The sequence below is a fragment of the [Clostridium] fimetarium genome, from assembly GCF_900111235.1.
Taxonomy (GTDB): Bacteria; Bacillota; Clostridia; order Lachnospirales; family Lachnospiraceae; genus Clostridium_N; species Clostridium_N fimetarium.
This window is the reverse complement of sequence record NZ_FOJI01000001.1, coordinates 196762-217017: the sequence shown is the minus strand read 5'-3', so window position 1 is coordinate 217017 and position 20256 is coordinate 196762. Positions and strand designations below refer to the sequence as shown.

10 protein-coding genes are annotated in these 20256 nt (G+C 36.5%); 4 read left to right on the top strand and 6 right to left on the bottom strand.

The features are described from left to right. Nucleotides 1-67: 67 nt before the first annotated feature. Nucleotides 68-1273, bottom strand: a complete 1206-nt coding sequence (locus BMY18_RS00975; RefSeq protein WP_092449665.1) for a BMP family ABC transporter substrate-binding protein — start codon at nt 1271-1273, stop codon at nt 68-70. Between the two features lie 402 nt (nt 1274-1675). Here BMY18_RS00975 and BMY18_RS00970 point away from each other — a divergent pair, with 402 nt between their 5' ends. Beyond that, nucleotides 1676-2251: a xanthine phosphoribosyltransferase gene (locus BMY18_RS00970; RefSeq protein ID WP_092449663.1), complete on the top strand. Its 576-nt coding sequence runs from the start codon at nt 1676-1678 to the stop codon at nt 2249-2251. A gap of 117 nt (nt 2252-2368) precedes the next feature. On the opposite strand, the gene BMY18_RS21760 is transcribed toward BMY18_RS00970, so the two are convergent. The 3 genes from BMY18_RS21760 to BMY18_RS00960 all read right to left on the bottom strand — a co-directional run bounded on the left by BMY18_RS21760 (nt 2369) and on the right by BMY18_RS00960 (nt 5602). Continuing rightward, nucleotides 2369-2536: a DUF5680 domain-containing protein gene (locus BMY18_RS21760; protein WP_408644704.1), complete on the bottom strand. Its 168-nt coding sequence runs from the start codon at nt 2534-2536 to the stop codon at nt 2369-2371. After that, nucleotides 2537-4798 carry a leucine-rich repeat protein gene (locus BMY18_RS00965; protein WP_170841241.1) on the bottom strand — a complete coding sequence of 754 codons (2262 nt, stop codon included), beginning with the start codon at nt 4796-4798 and terminating at the stop codon, nt 2537-2539. It lies immediately after the preceding gene. Nucleotides 4799-5143: 345 nt separating this feature from the next. Then, on the bottom strand, nt 5144-5602 hold the full coding sequence (locus tag BMY18_RS00960; protein ID WP_092449659.1) for a VOC family protein: 459 nt from the start codon (nt 5600-5602) through the stop codon (nt 5144-5146). 424 nt (nt 5603-6026) lie between these two features. On the opposite strand from BMY18_RS00960, the gene BMY18_RS00955 reads away from it, so the two are divergent. The 3 genes from BMY18_RS00955 to BMY18_RS00945 all read left to right on the top strand — a co-directional run bounded on the left by BMY18_RS00955 (nt 6027) and on the right by BMY18_RS00945 (nt 8429). Further along, nucleotides 6027-7202 (top strand): MFS transporter, encoded by a 1176-nt coding sequence (locus tag BMY18_RS00955; protein WP_092449657.1) that lies wholly within the window; start codon nt 6027-6029, stop codon nt 7200-7202. Between the two features lie 151 nt (nt 7203-7353). Then, nucleotides 7354-7941 (top strand): helix-turn-helix transcriptional regulator, encoded by a 588-nt coding sequence (locus BMY18_RS00950; RefSeq protein WP_092449655.1) that lies wholly within the window; start codon nt 7354-7356, stop codon nt 7939-7941. Between the two features lie 35 nt (nt 7942-7976). Then, entirely contained in the window at nt 7977-8429 is a 453-nt protein-coding gene (locus BMY18_RS00945; protein WP_092449653.1) for a substrate-binding domain-containing protein, read from the top strand. A gap of 165 nt (nt 8430-8594) precedes the next feature. Here BMY18_RS00945 and BMY18_RS00940 read toward each other — a convergent pair whose 3' ends face one another. Both BMY18_RS00940 and BMY18_RS00935 read right to left on the bottom strand, forming a co-directional pair. Continuing rightward, the gene (locus tag BMY18_RS00940) at nt 8595-18869 is read right to left on the bottom strand and encodes a rhamnogalacturonan lyase family protein (protein ID WP_092449651.1); all 10275 of its coding nucleotides are present in this window, start codon (nt 18867-18869) and stop codon (nt 8595-8597) included. Nucleotides 18870-19331: 462 nt separating this feature from the next. Next, nucleotides 19332-20078 carry a helix-turn-helix domain-containing protein gene (locus BMY18_RS00935; protein WP_092449649.1) on the bottom strand — a complete coding sequence of 249 codons (747 nt, stop codon included), beginning with the start codon at nt 20076-20078 and terminating at the stop codon, nt 19332-19334. Nucleotides 20079-20256: the final 178 nt, after the last annotated feature.

The window sequence follows — 20256 nt, the reverse complement described above, 5'->3', positions numbered from 1 at the left end:
AATTGCGGAACTATAGTTTTATAGCTCCGCATTTTATAATTATCTAGAATTATTTCAATTTATTTGCTTATTTTGTTAATTCTGTAATACCATCAATTCTAAGATCAAATGATGGAGCTGAACTTAATTCTGACTCGTGGAAATATCCTTTTGATACATATTTCTCATATTTCTTAAAATCTGCGTTAGAAGCGATCAATGATTCAATGGTTGCGCCTTTTACAGTGAATTTAGTAGTATCAAATACATTGAGCGTTCCACTCTTAATTGCTGCTTCAACTTCTTTTACTTTATCAGCAGTTCCCGCAGCGATTGCCTTTGTATTCAAAGTAGTAATACTATCTGCATTATCGGCATAACCCTTACACCAGTCAGTATCAATTGTTGTTCCATCTATCACACTCTTTACAGCATATGTGTAATATGGAGCCCAGTTAATTGATGCAGATGTTAATGCCTGATTTGGAGCGATTGATGTCATATCAACATTGTATCCTACAATTGGAATACTCTTCTTTTCACAAATAGAAGGAGCGCCTGTTGTATCTGCATGTTGGCTGATTAATACAGCTCCGTTAGCGATCAACTGACTAGCAACTTCGCCTTCTTTTGCCATATCTGCCCAGCTGTTTGTATACTGAACTTCCATTGTTACTGAAGGACACACACTCTTTGCTCCAAGGTAGAATGAAGTATATCCCGATACTACTTCTGCATATGGATAAGCGCCTACATAGCCCATCTTCGCTTTGTCCGCTGTAATTTTACCTGATTTAATCATATCATTGATTTTTAAACCAGCTACAACACCTGATACATAACGTGATTCATAAACATCTGTAAAATAATTGTGCATATTGCTTAAACCTGAAAGTGCTGCTTGATATCCTGTAGCGTGACAGAACTGAACATTAGGATATTTTTGTGCAGCTTGCTTCATATAATCCTCATGACCAAAGCTGTTTGCAAAAATAATTGTACATCCCTGATCTGCAAGGTCTGCTGCTGCTTCATAACAAGATTCATCTTCTGGAATACTAGTTTTTTCAATAACTTGGCTGTCAGATAAACCTAAAGCCGTTTTCATATCCTTGATACCCTTCATATGTGCTTCTGTATAACCTTCATTTTCATCGCCAATGTAGATAACTCCTACTTTGACCTTTGACGCGCTTGAACTACCTGACTCTGTTTTGTTTGAAGCACCACATCCTGCAATTAAACTAGTCACAATTGCAAATACAACAAATAGACTTGCCCACTTTTTTTTCATAAATCCATTCCTCCTAATTAAATATATAATAATTAATTTATAATATATGCAATAACGCATAGTATCCGTATCTAGCAAAAGCAATATTATCTATAGTAAATACATCAAAAAAAGGGGCAATAAGATATGTCATTTCATATCTTAAAGCCCCTTTGCTTTTACTAATATTTTAAATTATTCTAACATTATTTATTTGAATAGTCAATCAAAAAACACAATATTTTCACGATTTAAAAAATATATTATTAAAAATTATTTTTCAAATTTTTACGTAATATTTCCTGTTTGATTTCGTAGAATAAGTTTCTATGAGGGATTGTATTTTTCACAGTATATGATAAAGTATAGTATATCAATTAAATAGGTTCTTAGACCAAAGGAAAGGAAAAAGGCATAGGCAATATGGAATTACTAAAGGAACGAATTAGAAAAGAAGGCCGTGTAAAAGCAGGAAATGTATTAAAGGTGGATAGTTTTCTGAATCATCAGATGGATATAGAGTTATTTAACGAGATGGGAAAAGAGTTTAAGAGGTTGTTTGCGGATAAACCAATCAACAAAATACTTACCATTGAGGCTTCTGGAATAGGAATTGCATGCATTGCAGCCCAATACTTTAACGTTCCCGTTGTATTTGCAAAGAAGGCTGAAAGCATTAATCTAGACGGAGAATCTTATGTCACTAAGATAGAATCATTTACGAAGAAGAGACAATACGATATCATTGTTTCCAAAAAGTACCTTAGCCCAGCAGATCACATTCTTATAATTGATGATTTTCTGGCAAATGGTTGTGCTGTTGCCGGATTGATTGATATTGTAGAATCAGCTGGAGGCACAATTGAGGGCGTTGGAATTGCCATTGAAAAAGGTTTTCAATGTGGAGGAACTCTTATTCGTACGAAAGGTGTTAAGGTAGAATCCCTTGCAATTATTGAAAGTATGGATGATGTGAATGGGACCATTCAATTTGCATAGGCTATAGCCAGTGCAAGCTATGGCATATATAACAAAAGATATTTTCAAGGCTACTGCTGTCTTAATCGTGCATAATGAACATAAAAAAAGAGTCCTCTCAACTGATAGGACTCTTTTTTACATACAAATGAAAATAGCATGTATATATTTTCTTATCCAGATAAAAATTTTTCTCATATCCATGTACCAGATGAATTCCCCATCTATCTTACAAAGATAATTATAATCACCTTTTTGATAGATTGCAGGGCCAATGTATGGCCTTTCATATGGTACATGATGCATTTATCGGATATACTCAACCCCTAAAATATGACGCTGTATCACAAGTATATCAAAAATATTTACAGCCGAATCTCCGGTTACATCTGCAGCTTTCAAAGAATTTCCAGAAAGTAACTCTACTCCAAGAATATTCCTCTGAATGACTAAAATATCGAATATATTTATTATATTATCAAGGGTAGGATCACCGATTCCAACAATCATTTCTGAAATTGCTGAACTTCGTACTACTTCCCCGATTTCAGTATCTTTTACATCTATGTAAATCTCTTTGCTTCCCTTACTGTCAGCTATCCAGTTATATGTACTACTTGCTCCAAAATCTGCTAGTGTTTTCCACTCACCAGTTTCTTTACTATATTGAAGGAATTTATATGTATACTTTCCACTTCCTCCTCTTCCCACCGCACTGATTGTGCGCTTGTCACCAACCATGCTGATAGCGGCATCAACTGATGAGCTAACTCCAATTTTTTCATTTTCACTTACCATAATTCCTTCAGTTGAAAAGAAATAACATTTATCGACAATTGTCTGCCACCCTATAAGCATATGTCCATCATTTTTATCAAAATAATATCTATTTCCATCAATTGTCTGCCATCCTGTAGCCTTTTGATTATACTTAAAATAGTACTTGTAGCCATCCTGGTTTACCCATTCGCTACTTTTCACTACTGTAAAGTTAATACTTTTTGCAGCCGCAAACGTTTGAGCATAACTGCCATTAGCCCCATACATAATAAGATCATTGCTAATATACATAAAATTATTCGCCATTGTTGTTACGCTTTCTGGAATTGTTATGCTAATCAAACTAGTGCAGTTAAAAAACGTAAAATAGGGAAGTTCTTCAACGCCTTCTGGTATAATAATGCTGCTCAGATTTATACAGTCATAAAATGCAGCGGGAGCGATAGTTTTTAGACTTTTAGGCAATTTTACGCTTACAAGCTTGGTGCAGTCTGCAAATGCAGTTGTTTCTATGGTTGTTACTCCCTCTGGTATTTCTATTGTCTGTAATCCAGCGTTTGAAAATGCATCTTGTTCTATTACTTTCATTTTATCTGAAAGAGTTAGCATACTTAAATTATCACATTGATAAAATGCAAGCCTGCCAATGTGAGTAACGCTTGGAAGTGTAATACCCACTATTCTTTCATTTCCATTAAAAGCCAATCCACATATACTCGTCACACTATCAGGTATTGTTATATTGCCAACTGCCGTAGTTCCATCAACAAGTATACTATTTACTATTACCAAGGGATCTATTGCTTTTTTCTTTGAAATCCAACTTGTGTTATAAAACGCGTCGGTCCCTATACTTGTTACAGTGTCTGATATTGTTATTTCATCTAAATCTCGGCACATAGAAAATGTAGAAGTTCCAATCGTCGTTATGCCGTCAGGTATTACTACGCTTGTCATAAGGTATGCTCCATAAAATGCATAAGTGGTAATTGTTGTTACATTCGATGGTATTATCACAGCCCCCTGTGACGCACTTCCGTCTATAAGGATGTTATTAAATATTACCAATGGATTGATTTTTTGTTGCGCCGTCAACCATGGCGTACCCATAAACACCCATGCTCCTGCACTCGTTAGGTTTCCTGGCAGTTTTATATTGCTTAGGCTGCTGCAAGCTTTAAACGCCATTTCACCTATACTCTCAACGTTATCAGGAATCTCTATGCTTTTCAAACTACTGCAACTGCCAAATGCATCTTCGCCTATACTTATTAAGCTTTCCGGCAAAGTTACGTTTTGTATTCCTGCAAAATTGTAAAATGCATATTTTGCTATACTAGTTGTGCCCTCAGATATTATTATGTCCTTTAAGTTAATGCACCCATCAAGAATATACTGCTGAATCTCTTTCATACCGCCCGGAAATTTTATGCTACTCAAGCTGGTACATCCACTAAAAGCATAATCGGAAATTGTTGTCACACAGTCTGGTATGTTAACACTTGTTAAACTGGTACAGTTTGAAAATGCCTTGAAACCAATACCTTTAACTCCTGTTGGTATGATAATGCTTGATATGCTTGTACATCCGTAAAATGCAGAAGCCCCAATGCTTGTTACCCCCAGACTTTCAGGTATAACTACAGCACCTCCTGTGCCCGTATATTTGGTAAGTATTCCGGATGATACAACAAAATCCCCACTCGTTGCAGCTTTTGCGCCTGTTGCTGGTATAATACTAATCATTACAATAACTGCCAAAAGCAGCGAACTTACTTTTTTTATCATATACATTTTCTCCTCTGGTTCTTCAATTAAAATTTAAAATTGTTTTTTAATGAAATCCATCTCGTAAGGAAAACTGTATCAGCATAAAATAAGTAATAATATAAATATTTTATCCCCATTTTTTTCCCCCTAAACAATCACACATTATTCCCTATACCATGAAAATTAATTGTTTTGATTGTATCATAAACAATTCTATAACTCAACTAAGTTCTTTCTTATACTCTAGTTTTCTTATGATTCTAATTACCCTATAAGGTTTGCCTGTCTACGCTACAAATGGTGATGTAACATCCGTATACTAACCCTTGATAATTTTGAAAAATCATCTCTTTTTAATGTACTCTAAATCATTAACTCTACCTGCGAAAGTGGAAGCTGGGTTTTCTTCGCCACCTGCTCCACCGTCATTCCAGTCTTTAAAAACCTTCTAGCAACATATTCTAAGGACTCTCCAACTTCAATTATATGTTTATCCGGGTCATAAAGGCGAATCACCCTTTGCCCCCAGTCATGTTCTATGCATTTGTTCAAATATTCTATAGTATAATTGTTTTTTTCTAGTTTTTCCAAAAACCCATCAATATCATTTTCTTCGAAATAAAGCTCCGCATTATTGCCGCCTGAAACGACTTCTTTATCGATGAACCTCTTCCATAAGTTTTTTTCTTGCAATACGAGGCCCTCTGTTAAAATAACATTTTCACCAAAGTCCGATAGGACGGCTAATCCGAACAAATCTTTGTAAAATGTTTTGGATACCTCGATGTCATCAACGACAAATAGGATGTTTTTGAGTTTCAATTTTTATGACCTCCTTATGGAATATATTCGATTTCATCGTATTCTTTATCTTTTATATGATAATTAATTATAAACTATAATTAAAAATTGATAAAGATTTAGTTTAGACTCTATACGCCTAGGTTTCGTATTCATATTTTAATAGATTATGGCGGTTGAATATGGTACACTTATCCAAATGAAAAGACTTATCTTGAAGTAAATGAAATGGTAGATTTTCTTAATACAATTTAAATTATCTTCATTATATACTGCAAATAGATAAAAATCATTTTAATATGTACTTTAAAATGTTGGAATCTTTCTTAGGGAGAACATTCATGAACAAGCCGATTTAACCCACAACAACATATTTAAATAACCATACGTTGCAATTAAGTGACGCTATTTTGTTGTACCCAAAATCGGAAAGGATTTATTTATTATGAATAAGAAAAATATATATATAATGTTTGCCATTGCACTTTTACAAGGCATGGTGTTTTATGGTCCAATTGCTACACTGTATCGCCAAGCGCATGGTATCTCTATTCTACAAATCACAATAATAGAAAGCATCTCTTTGGCCCTTTGCCTTCTGCTGGAACTTCCATGGGGAATTATTGCTGATAAAATCGGATATAAGCGCTCCATGATAATCTGTTGCGTATTGTATTTTGTCTCCAAAATTATATTCTGGCAAGCTGCTGGCTTTGCTGCTTTTTTGTTGGAGCGTGTGCTTCTCAGCGTTGTCATTGCGGGTTTGTCCGGTGTTGACACCAGCATTCTATACCTTTCTTGTGAAAAAGGTGAAAGTCATAAGGTATTTGGAATATATAATAGCTTACAAACTACAGGCTTATTGATTGCTGCATTTGTTTTTTCCACTGCTGTTGGAGATAATTATAAGTTATCTGGGCTTTTGACTGTGATTAGTTATGGAATTGCAGCACTGCTTTCGCTAGGGTTAAAAGATGTATCCCCAGAAAAATGCAACTCTTTCTATGCGCAAGAATTTGTTTCACTCCTACGACAAACCTTTAAAAATAAGCATTTACTTTTATTTTTAATTGGTGTCACATTCTTGTCAGAAACTCATCAAACTATTACCGTATTTCTCAATCAACTACAATATGTAAAGAGTGGCTTGTCATCTTCCACAATTGGATACATATATATTGCGGTCACAATCGCCGGGCTAAGTGGTATCTTTTCTTCACGACTTATCAAAAAGGCTAATATTGCCCGAACGGTCGGTTTTATATATACAGCTTCCATGGTGGCATGCGTGCTGCTAGCTTTTACGACCAGTGCTTGGCTTTCTGTTGCAGGAATTCTGATAATACGCATTTTATATAGCATATTTCAACCACTACAAATGAATCTTCAAAACAAGCAAGTGTTTACACAAAACCGTGCAACAGCGTTGAGCATGAATGCAATTATAATGGACAGTGTAGGCATTGGGACAAATGTAGCGTTTGGGTACTTGGCAGATTATAGCCTTACTTTAGCATTTTTATTGGGAGCTGGGCTATGTTTGTTTGGATTGATTATGTTTATAGTGTGGTATAGAAATCAAAGTGATACTACTCAGAACGCGCTTATACTTGATAAATAATACGATTAAATAGCTCAATTCCTTGGTGTCAAATACTTTTTACATACCTTTTTCGGCAATGTCAAAGTTATTTGATAGCACGATTTCCATGAATGTCATATCATAGATTCAGGTCAAGAGAACCTATCTATTAGGAAGGAGGTATTTTACCTTGGAACTTAATACGCAAATAAAGAAATACCGCTCAAACATGAATTTATCTCAAGAAGAGTTAGCTGAAAAAGTCTATGTAACAAGGCAAACTATTTCTAATTGGGAAAATAGCAAAAACTATCCAGATATTCATAGTCTGTTATTGCTTAGTTCATTATTTAACATATCTCTTGATCAATTAATCAAAGGAGATATAGACATTATGAAAGAAGAAATTAAAGAAGCAGATATTCAAAGGATGTATCTTTATGGCAAAGTTCTTACCGTACTAATGATGATTACCGCTATCACATGCGTACCACTTGCAATTTTTTTGAATTACTATGGTTTGATAATTACAGCTGTCTTATTCATCATAACTTTTTTCTTTGCCCTTAAAATCGAGAAATTAAAAAAAGAAAATGATGTTCAAACTTATAAGGAAATTGTTGCTTTCATGGAAGGTAAGCGCCTAGATGAAATCGAAAAGCATCAAGAATTTGGTAAACGAACTTATCAAAGTTTTTTTCTGATGTTAGGGAGTGCTTTGATAACATTTTTCATTTGTATAGGAATGATTTGGTTGCTGAAATCATTCCTACAATAGGTCTGTTACAAGGAAAATAATCTCAACCCGGTTATCTGCACTCATCCTACTCTATCGCCAATTTTGAAGAGAGAGCCAATGGTTTTTTCCATGCCATTCGTTCTAATGGGATGTCAACTTCTAGATGTATGATTCATCCGCTTACTCCATCTATAGAAGGGGCATATGCTGATATGTGTGCACTACTCAAAAATAACGAGACTATTGCTTCCTGTTATTTTGCAGATAATGACCTCATTGCTTGTGGCGCAATGAAAGCATTTAAAGAATACGGCTATAAGATACCTCAAGATATTTCTATTATTGGCTTTGATAATTTACCAATCTGCAATTATTCTGACCCTATGCTTACAACCCTAAAAGTTTCAGTTAATAATATGGGACAAACCGCTATTTTACGATTAGTCCATATTATAAATTGCAAAGTATTCGATTTCTTTAAAATTGAACTTGCCCCAGAACTTATTGTACGAAACAGCGTAAATTAATGTTTATTTATTGAAAATATATTAAACTGAATTATATAGAAGCAACAAATAGACACTATATATGACCAATTGAAAAGCAAAGGATCATTTATAGTGTCTAAATATTTACTTCATATATTTATTTTATATATTTATTTCATTTTAATTCTCTTTTCTGCGCTTCTTCTACTCTTCTTCTCTCTCCCTCTTTTTCTCATTCTTCTTAATAATAACATAACCCAGTACAACTACACATGAAATACCGGCAATGAATATATACAAAAGAACATTAGATGAATCACCTGTATGAGTTGATTCTACATCTGCTGAAGCCTCTGTTGATGTTTCTGTTGGTGTTTCTGCTGGTGTGACTATTGGTGTTTCTATTGGTGTTTCTGTTGGTGTTTCTGTTGATGGATCTGTTGGTGTTTCTGTTGGTGTTTCTGTTGATGGATCTGTTGGTGTTTCTGTTGGTGTTTCTGAATCATTCTTCACAAAGTTTGCATTTACCGTTACATTTGCACTTGGCATTGTAAATGTATTATCTGCTGCAATCGTTACGTCACCACTGATAACTGTCCATGATGAGAAATGATAACCATCAGCTGGTGTTGCTTTTAATTGAATGGTTTCTCCGGCAATTGCTGATGCAAATGTTGCATTCGCTGTTCCGTTGTCATCACTGCGAACTGTTACTGAATAGCTAGTTGGATCCTCTGTTGAATCTACTGGCACAAGTGGTGCTGTTGGATCAACTGGTGTAAACTCAATACCATTTAGCCTAGCAGTCATTGCGTCTGCTGCCAGACCTGCTGTACTGTCGAACAATGTTAAGCTGGCTGTTCCCATCTTATAACCATTTGCTGCGCTAAGTACATCTGACTCTGTTACTTCTATTGTATAGATAGAAGATGCGGCTGCGCTCTGTCCGCCACCACTTGATATCTGTGTATATACTGTCTTTCCATCAACTGTTGAAACTGCTGTATTACCTGTGCTTAATGCAGCTTTTCCATCGCCAAAGTATAACATTGTTGTATTATCTGATAACTTATCTCCTGTATATACGTATACATAATAAGTTCCTACTGGCAAATCCGCTGTAAATGTGTAAGGTGTTCCACCTGCTCCATAAACATAATCTCTAAAGTATGCGCCACCTGATGCTGTTTCATTTGCATTTACTTCTTTGTTAAATCCGAAATGTTGTCCGTTGTCTAAAGTATTTGCTGTATATAACATGGTTGGCAATCCCTGGATAATATTCGTTCCTATTGTTGTATGACCGCCATCACCACCTAATTTAGTTACATCAGATACCGCTGAGGTTGTTGTCCCAAAATCAATTAAGAGTTCTCTTGCAATATTTCTAGGAACCAATCCATCATATGCCTTATTAAGCGCATCCACAACTGGTTGATACTGCTGTATATAAGCCGAACCTTTAATGATAATCTCATTTGCATCTGCTAATGCTGTGCTAAAGATTGCCCAGCTTGATACTGTATAATTTGCTTCTTGAAGTTTTTCTGCATCAATTTTCTCTACCAATGTCTTTAATCCATCCATATTGACTGCATCGACATCTATATCTACAATTTGTTCAATTAATATTGCATTATAATAGCCGCCAAATGTAAAGTCAATCGTTCCTGCTTCTGCTACTGTAAGCCCAACATCTCTTACTGTGTAAGATGCTGCTGCTGCAGTTACTGCATCATTCTTAGCTAATTCTTTACCGCTGGCATCCGTAATAGTTATCTGACTCTTAGCTTTACACCCGGCCATCAAATCCCCGCTATAATAAGTTACCTTATAGTTTCCAGCTGGTAGATCTGCTTTAAATTTACTTGCAAAGAACCAGTCATCCAATAATGAATTTCCACTTGCTCTGTTACGTCCTGCTGCCTTATCATTTGCGAATGCTGACGCAAGTCCATAACCTGTTTCTGCTGAATATACCTTATCACGTGTAATCGATGTATAACCTGCTGTTTTATATGCAGTCGTTGTACTAGCAATATCCATATCTGCATACAAGCTAAATGATTTTGGTACTGAAGTAGTATCTATTCCCGTTAACCAGTAATCCATTGTGCTTATTGCTTGTGTTACAATTGCATTCATGCCATCTAACTTTTCAATCACGGCATTTAATTCTTCAAGTGCTGTCGCTACTGTTGCTAATGAACTTTCTGTATACAATGCTTGATTAGCAATTGCTTTTTCTGCTCTTGTAATAGAATCTTCACTTGTGGTTACATCTACTAAAGACATTCCTTCCACTGTCTTTAATGCTTCTCTTACAGCAATCATCTTGTTAGCAAAACTTGCATCAAAGTTAAGAGGTGTAGAATCATCTGCCATCAACCCCATCTTTATATTTAAAACTGCAATCGCTTCCTGTAATGATTTCCATGCTGTTGCATCATAAGCCTTTACTTCTTCTACAAGGTCACTGGCAACAGTGGCGTTAAACAATGCTGTTGCTGTTTCTGTTGTTACTGCCTCTGCAGTTACTGCATTTACTGCATCTTCTGTTACTTCCTCTATTGTTACTGCATTTACTGCATTTTCATTTGGTGTGCTAAATGATGCTGTTTTAATGCCTGCTACTTGTTCTGACTTTACTGTCACAAGACAATTGTCTGTATAAACAGTATCATCTACTGAGTCTATAATTGCAGAAGGTATTACTATTGCTGTTATGATTGCATTGCCTTCTGCAACCGCTGTAACAACACCATTTGCATCAATTGTTGCTACCGCTGCATTAGAAGATACATATTTAACTGTTGTTCCATCTAATCCTGTTGTTGTTGCTGGCATAGCCGCTGTCTGACCTACAATAACTGACTTTGCTCTCTCAGGTAATACTACCGAAACATTAACTTGAGTAAGACCTGATTTTAAGGTATCCAACTGATTATCTTCGTTGTATGAACCGATCAAATTCGCTACCAGCTGTGTATATATCTTTCCACCATTTAATAAAGTATGAACATAATCGCTTCTATACATCGATAATGCATCTACTGCTGCAACTGAACCAAGTCCATTTAACATTGCTACAGTCGAACCCATTAAATCGATTACGGGAATATTATTTGCAGCTGCTAATTCAAGCATTCCCTCACGATAATCTGTAAATCTTTCTTCCACACTTCCATTTTCTGTATAGGAAGCAAGTGAAATAGGTGTTACAAGAACAAAAGTACCGCCACGTTCTTCAATGGCTTTTTTGTATGCTAACAGATTGGCTTTGTATTCTTCTACTGTTGCTGCCCTGTTCGTTCTCTGCCAGTAATCATCATTATGACCTAACTGTGCAAATACATAATCACCTGGTTTTACATTAAGAAGGATCTTGTTCAGTCTACCTTCTTCCAAGAATGAAACTGTACTTCTTGCATCTCTTGCATAATTCTCAATTACGACTGAAGCTGTTTTATATTTTGCATAACCTGTTGATGTTTCTTCCAATACTGAATCAGCTGTTCCGCCAAACATTGTATAGAGTAACTGAGCCCAGCTTGCTCTATATGATGTATCTGTATATGTCTGAACTGTTGAATCACCAGCGATAAAGATTGTTGGAACATCGCCTGTTGTCTGTGCTTTATCTTCAACAACACTTACGCTTTTAACGCAGACTGTCTTAGTTCCGGCAGTTTCTACTGTAGAAGCAGCTGTATTCTGAGCAAATCTTAATGTTAATTGACCATCTGTAAGTGCAATATTAAATGTTACTGTCTTTGTCTGATATCCGCCAAGTGTTACTGCTGCGAAATTATTTGCATTATCACCACTTGTGTATCTTACAATATCTTCTGCATCAACTACTACATCAATTGGATTCTTTGATGGATTAGTCAATGTCAACGTTACTTCATAGTTACCATTTTTAAGGTCCATATCAAAGGATGATGTATTTACATATTTAATAATATCTTCATCTCTTGTTGACTGGCCTTCAACTGGTACTGGCATTTCATTCCACGCCTGTGCATTAATTGCAAGGTAATCTGTGGCTGAATTATTTGCATCCACATAAGAAGTTCCTGATACTTTGCTAAGATTTCTTCTTATATAACTGTAGGTTGCTGTAGGATAAGCTGAATTATCAGCTACAAATCCTGCTGCTGCATCTGGATATGTATAATTATTAAATCCAAATCCTGTTTCTTTATTGTAAGCTGAACCTGCTGTTACATTTCCATTCGTACCAAATGTATAAACAGTTCCAACTACTGTTACTACCATTGAATCGCTCTTACCGCTAGTTGTTGTTGCTGTAATTGTTGTGCTGCCAGCTTTTTGAGCTTTCACTGTTGCATTTGAGCCGTTTCCTGTTACTGTTGCAACTGTTTTATCTGATGATGACCATGTAATCTCTTCGTTCGCATTCGTTGGAGCCATTGTGGCTGTAATATCTTTGCTAAGTCCTGCTACTACCGAGATATCATCACCTGTTGCAATTGATGTTGCTGGTGTCTGTGTTGGAACTGCCTTCGTCGCTGTGTCTAATACGGAAATCGCATAGGCATAGTCCGCTGTAGTTGCAAATCCTACGTTGGCATCCATAATATCTTTTACTATTCCTGCTAATGCAAATTCATCATTTGTTAATGTACTTGCTGCAATTCCTTTAATCGCTGCATCATATGCAGTTACTGCATCGTTATAACCTGTTGCATCAGTCACTACTTCTTCTGCTGCATAGTAGATACCAAAGTTATCCATGTATGTATCCCAAAGAACAGATAAATCATTACCTCCAGCATCATTCTTACCTCTCATTGATAAGAAATTAAGCGTTGTGATCTGTGTTGTTGCCGCTGAAATAGCAATATCTTTTACTACTGCTGACTCCTTGGTAAAATCATCTCTTGGTACTAAATATAAATCTGCTGTGTGATTGTTAAAGTTAAATACTACTCTTACGTTGTACCAAATATCATTGGTTAATCCACAATCAGTGGCAAGCGTATTAGCTGCCTGAAAGCCATCACCTTGTAAATAAGCTATTTGTGTTGTATCATCTCCAACTACATATCCGATATGTCCATTATTTGATGTCTTAAGTGAGAAAATAGCTCCTGCTGCATCCTTGAGCTGAACCTCTACACAATTTCTTGTGTCCGGCTGACCAGGTAACCACTCAAATTCCACATCTAATACTTTTGAATCAACTGCCGTAACTGCTTTTGTCGTATTACGTGTTCCAGCTGCTTCTACATAAGTATTCGCTAACTTATTACCATTGTCCTCCATCTTAACAGATAGAAGTGTATGTCCTGTTGTTCCCCAGATTGATCCTGAAGCTTCACTCTGGAAATCTGTTTTCATTGCCTCTGTTACATTTAGCACTAACCCACTAACTGCTGAATTAACTGCCGTTAATGTTGTATTAATTGTATCATCAGTTGCTGATCCATCTGCTAATACCGCTTCTGCCTTTGTAAGTGCTAACTTAAGTACTGCATAGCTTGCTGCTGTATAGTGAGTTGCATCATATAATTGTTCGCTATACTTTTCTACAATATTATAAAGACTTGTTCTTGCTGTTGCTGTATATGCATCAACTGTTATTGCTCCTGTCTTAGTTCCTTCCCCAGCGAAGCCTACGACTGATACTGCATAATCATAAGAACCTGTTACTGGTGCCTCAATTGTTACTTCAAGCTTAGGTGCTGACATTGAAGCTGATACATAGGCTCTTGTCTGTCCAACCTGAGCAAATGTGCTATTATCTGCACCTTTCGCTTTACGATATACATTAAAACGTGTAATTAATTGATCTGGATCATAAAGCGTATCCTCACTGATTGCCCACGCAAGTGTTACACTTCCTGCTGTCTGAGCCTTTGCCGATAATCCAGTAGCAACTGCTGTTGGCGCCGTTGTCGTAATTGCTTTTTCATTCACATAACCTGAAATAGATAGCCCTTCCAGTTTTGACAAACCATTTGCAACAATCTGTGCTGCAATCACTCCACCAACTCTTGTAAGATGGGTTCCATCTACTGTCATATCACCTTGTTCTGCTGCTGTAATCGTTGACTTGTATGTATTATACTGTGTAAGCAAATCTATATATGGAAGATTTAACTCTGTTGAAAGCTTTTGCATAACTGCTGTATATGTCGTGGCTGAGCTTGTTCCCGAGCTAATTACTACATCAAGTCCAAATGCCTGACAGGAAGATATGAAGTAGCGTAAATATGCTTCATAACTTGCTGCATCACAGTAGCGACGTCCTGCTGCACTATCATTAATACCACCTTCAATTACTACTGTATCTCCAGGATGTGATGTCCTAAAGAAATCATTATAATATCCATCAGATACATAACTCTTAATTGAACTTCCTGCTACTGCTTTGTTAACAATATTAGCAGTGTTTTTCATAAACTGTTTCAGTGCAAATTCTGAACCCCAACCGGTTCTTTCTGGAATTGGTGTCCATGTTCCGCCATCCTCTGGTGGATAAGTTGCTACTGTTGAGTCCCCAATAAATCTAAGTGTCGGATTTTCTGAATCTGCTATAATCTGAGATACTCTCTTAACGTTGATTGATTTAATATAAGTTGTTCCTGATACACCTGCATCTGTAAGACTTGTAGCTAACTGAATCGTTAACTGTCCATCTGCAACTGCAGTTGTTACAGTATTTGTCTTATCTGTTCCTGCTATTGTCACTATATTTTTTAATGCTGATGGTTCTGTAAATGATGTTGAAAATGCTTCCTCATTCCATCTTACAGAATACATATCACCTTCCATATAAGCACCATTTACAGAATCTACTGTATCTGATCCTTGTACTAAAGTTACTTCATAGATACCAGCTGGCACATCAAGTACAAATGTAGGATAGTCATATGTTGTTGTTGTTCCAGCTGTTCTTACATTATTACCTGCTACATAATTCGTACCTTCATTTAATGCAATTGTCCCTGCATTGTCCCATCCGAATCCTTTAGCTGATGTATAAGCAGCGTCTTTTCCAACTAAAGTTGTTTCAGAAACTGCTGCCGTACCAAATGTGAATGCTTTTGACCCATTCATTGCAAATGTATCTGTACCCGCATCCTTGTACTGTGCTTTGATATACACCTTTATCGTTGCTGTAAGGCCATTTTGAGTTGTTGCAATAATAGTTGTTGTTCCGGCCTTTACACCTGTCACTGTTCCGTCATTGCTAACTGTTGCAATGCTTTGATCTGATGATGTATATGTAACTGTTTTATTAGTTGTTTTTTCTGGTGCAAAATTAGCTGTAACTATTGTCTGCGCACCTTCTTTTACCATAAGACTTGTATTGTCAAATGAAACACTTGTTGGCTGAATTTCTACAATACCTGGCTCCTGATCTTTTTTTGCAGTTGGGATTGGTACATATCCCCAGTCTGTATCAGCTGCAAAATAGAAGCTTGTATATGATGGCTGATTATATGTTGAATTCTGCCCTGAAACCTGCGCTCTGTACTGTGTGTCATGCATAAGTGTATACATCTTATGTGATGTAACCTCTGTCGATGTATAGATACGAAGTGCTGAACTGTCTGTTGTTCTTGTGATAACTTCTTCTCTCCAATCACCAAGGATATCTGCAATTAAACCCGCATTACCCTTTGTACCATTATTGGAAGATGTTCCTGTAAGAGTTGCCACAGTCTGTACTGCAGTTCCATTTGCTTTTCCAATTGTTGTTCCAAGGTAACCTTGTGTTGTCATATCTGCACAGAACTTCAGATTCTGATTCGTTGTAATTGATGTACCTGAGATAACATTTCCTTTGCAGTCTGTGAATGCCATACCAGATAATTCAATTCCTCTGATTCCTGCATTGAAATCGCCAATAATGCAACGTCCTGTATCTGCTCCTGAATACACTGAGTTAGCTCCTGCAATTGCAACATTGGTAGCTGCATCTCTAAGTGCTGTACCATATGGTGCACCTGTACCACCTTCGAAACATGAGAACATCTCTAATCCTGGTCTGTCAGGATCAATATCTGTAAGGTGAATTGAGTCTCCGTGTCCATACTTCGAATACGTTACTCCATCTGGTAAATATGCTCTACCACTGCTGTATAGATCACCATTATTGTCTACAATTGCACCACCAAATATAATTTCCTGGCACCCATCGCTATCAACATCACCAACTGTCATGTAATGGTCCCCTTGTCCTGAAAGCAGGCCTTTTCGTACTCCATTGGTCCCGGTGTCTGTATTATTACCATCAAATCCATGAGGGCCATCATTGAATGGGTTCGTCATTACTGTCCAACCACTATCAATTGTCCATCCTGGCACGAATTTTCCCTCTGCGCTTAATTTGTAAGTAGCTATTGTTGCTCTTGTATAATAACCACGTGCAAATACCATAGAAGGTGTTTCGCCATCCAGATAAGCTGTTGTTGCAAGGAATCTGTCATTCCTGTTACCAGGTTCCATGTAATTCATCGCATAATCGCCCCAAAGCATACCATCATCTTCACGTGCAAATGGGTACATAATTGTATCCGTCTCAGCACCTGTCATGCCATTGAATACTGTCAAATATTCAGAGCCTGAAATAATATAGCCTTCATAATTATTGAGGTTATGCTTCTTCATACGGTATTGATATCCACTCAGGAAGTAATCAGCAAGCGCTGTTGCTTCTTCTACTGTATATCCTCCTACATGATTCATAGAGTCTACTAATCCAGTAGCTGCTGTAAGATCTGTACCTACTGAATTGTATAAAACGGTCTGCATATAAGCATTTGCGACACCATCTGCATGATACACTACATTACCATCTGCATCTCTTATAGGTACATTCACAACAACGTCATTTGCATTAAACCCTGCTTCTACTAATGACATATTTGTAGATGTATAAGTTCCATCTGCATTCTTAGTTGTAACTGTTGCCTTACCACTTTCCGGTGCAAATAAGTTAATTAAGTTCTTATCCCATGCGGCTTTTGCATCAGTCATATCTTTAGAATCATTAGCCCATACTCCCCAGTCCATGAACATTTTAATCAAATGTTCTCTGTACTGCGCTGCAGAATATACATAATTATCAGTATTTTCTGTATTAGCAGTATCCTCTTCCGGAATTGTAATATATTTCTCCGTAGCAATTTCATTCTGGTTATTGTTTTTAAATGTCAAGATTTTTGTTCCTGGAGCAGTCTTCATTGCCACTTCAGCATATCCATCCTGATTATAATCTTCTACTAAGAACTCTGTATAATGTGCACCTGAACGAATATTGATACCAAGATCAATTCTCCAACGAAGTGTTCCATCTAATTCATAACAGTCAATATACTGTTTTCCAGTATATCCTTGCTGCGATACATCCTTTGCAAGTGATGGATCCCATTTAACAATGAATTCGTATTCTCCATCTGCATCAACATCACCAACACTGACATCTGTTGCAGCGTAAGTGATTTCTGTTGTTGAGTATATATCTGTACGATTTTGCTTTAACAAGGTAACTTCAGCTGTTGAAATTCCATAAGTTTCTTCAATTGTTGTATTAGCAGGTGCCTGCAGTGCAATATCCATATACCCAGCAGCGCCTTCTCCTGTTGTCATCTTGATAGCTGCATCAGATGTATCTTTAGCAACTTCCTCTCCATTGACAATTGGTACTACTGTATATGTACTCTCTATTGCGCCACCTGTAACCATATAGTTTGTACTATCTGTTACAGTTGCAAGCTTTGTTCCATCCTTATAAACATTAAAATCTGTTCCTGTAAGTCCCGTTGCACTATAGCCTGTTACTTCTGTACCAAGTAATCTCCAGCTAAGGAACATTCCCCCTGACGTTGGTACCACTACCAAACCTCTGTCAAGATTCTCAAGGTATAGATCAAATTCTGTTGCGGTTGGGGACTTAACTGATGCTGTCTTTGCGCCCTCTCCACCCTTAAGAACAGGTGACACCTTAAAGTAATAATTTACATGTGTTGATTTATTGTATGTAAAACTTGTCGTATTATTTTCTACTGTGATAGACGATGTGTCATCGTCTGCCGCTTTTGTTCCATCACCTTTTAGCTTTGCATAAACTTGCGTATCTGTATCTTTATCAGCCCAATATACATTGTATCCCACAATGTCCTCTGAGTTAAATGCGTCCCATTCCAATGTGACAAAATCGGTTCCTACTTGCGTTACTGCTAGCCCGTCTACGGTTGCTGCACTCTCTAAACCATCTAGACCTGAGTTCAGCTTTGCTAAAGCATCTTCATAGTTCTGACTATTTTCCATTCCATCTGACACATCCTTTAACGTGGATGAGATGTCATTTTTCCATGACACTGTTTCTGCCGATACATTCACTGTAAGTAAAACACTAGTCGTTGTTAAGATAACCACAAGAAAAAGTGCTTCAATACGTCTAAGCCTTCCTTTTGACATAAAAAAACTAATTATTTTCATTTTTAGCCACTCCTTTTATAATTGTTGTATGCAAATACTCTTGAACATTATCAACAAATATTCTTTGTTTTTGCAACTATTAATAGTACAATTCACAACAGTTTTCTTTGAACCTCTTAATTGTATATCGATTTAAACGGAAATACACATCATATACGCAATGAAACTGTGCAAATATGACTATTTTATGAATGTATACATAGAACATAGCAATACATAGGTGTGATTCTGCATATTGTAGTAAATGATGACAAATAGTAGAACTGAACGATACATTAATATAAATGAATTAGATAATATATTTTGCAGCATAAATGGAAGTGAATAACTTTAGAATTAAACTAGAATTACAGCAAAAAAATAACGCTACAACCCTTATGAATAATGGGTTGTAGCGTTTCTTTATGTCACTGAGCTCGCAAAGTTCGCTGTAGTAATGGATATTTCTCATATCTTTTATGGTTACTGGTCCCACTGGACCATATAATGCTCGTCCCGGTATTTCTTAGGTGTTACTCCAACCTTTTCTCTAAACAGCTGTATAAAATGACTTTGTGATGAAAATGATAGACGATTTGCTATCTCAATCATAGAATAATTGCTGAATTGCAAAAGATTCTTCGCGATTTCCATCTTCTGATCTCGGATATATTCACTCACAGAAATGCCTGTCTCTTTTTTGAATAAACGCGAGAAATAACTTGCAGACACATCGAACTCCTCCGCAAGACTTTCAATCGTGATACGTTCTTTGATATGAGAATAAATATATTCTTTGCAGTCATTGATATACTTGGATTGTATATTTTTCTGATAATATCTGCGCATCTTTTCTGTATAATCAATTACCATCTCATCATGTAATTTTTTTACGCCCTGCGCTGTACTGATATAATCCAGCTTTTGAATATAGAAGTCACTCACCCGAAATGCGTGCTCTAATTCCATACCATTCTGTCTGCACATACGAGTTACCATTGCAGTTGTTATTACAAAATGATACTTCAAATTCATAACAGGATCTTTCGATAATACTCCCACGCCATTACTCTCCACAAACCTTCCCATCTCACAATTTCTTCTTACCGCATCTACATCTCCATGCGCTACCGACCGATAAAAAAGGAATTCTTCCGATGTTTGTCTGTGTTCCATCTCATCGATATCATCGTCAGCTTCAAATAGTAGCCACTCATCTCTATAATTCATACACTAACCCCTCAGACATAATAAATAGTGTCAATTTCATACTATCATAATATATGTTTTATAACAAGTCGCCACCAACTTTCTCTTCGTTCAAGTCACTATTCTTGTATAACTATTTAAATCCCAATAATGTAAAAATGACACGTGGCCAAACTGCCACATGCCATTCTTGCCTTAT

Bases quoted from the DNA above. Each gene is read 5' to 3' on its own strand.
- BMY18_RS00975 (WP_092449665.1), bottom strand. From the start codon at position 1,273: ATGAAAAAAAAGTGGGCAAGTCTATTTGTTGTATTTGCAATTGTGACT.
- BMY18_RS00970 (WP_092449663.1), top strand. From the start codon at position 1,676: ATGGAATTACTAAAGGAACGAATTAGAAAAGAAGGCCGTGTAAAAGCA.
- BMY18_RS21760 (WP_408644704.1), bottom strand. From the start codon at position 2,536: ATGCATCATGTACCATATGAAAGGCCATACATTGGCCCTGCAATCTAT.
- BMY18_RS00965 (WP_170841241.1), bottom strand. From the start codon at position 4,798: ATGATAAAAAAAGTAAGTTCGCTGCTTTTGGCAGTTATTGTAATGATT.
- BMY18_RS00955 (WP_092449657.1), top strand. From the start codon at position 6,027: ATGAATAAGAAAAATATATATATAATGTTTGCCATTGCACTTTTACAA.
- BMY18_RS00940 (WP_092449651.1), bottom strand. From the start codon at position 18,869: ATGAAAATAATTAGTTTTTTTATGTCAAAAGGAAGGCTTAGACGTATT.
- BMY18_RS00935 (WP_092449649.1), bottom strand. From the start codon at position 20,078: ATGAATTATAGAGATGAGTGGCTACTATTTGAAGCTGACGATGATATC.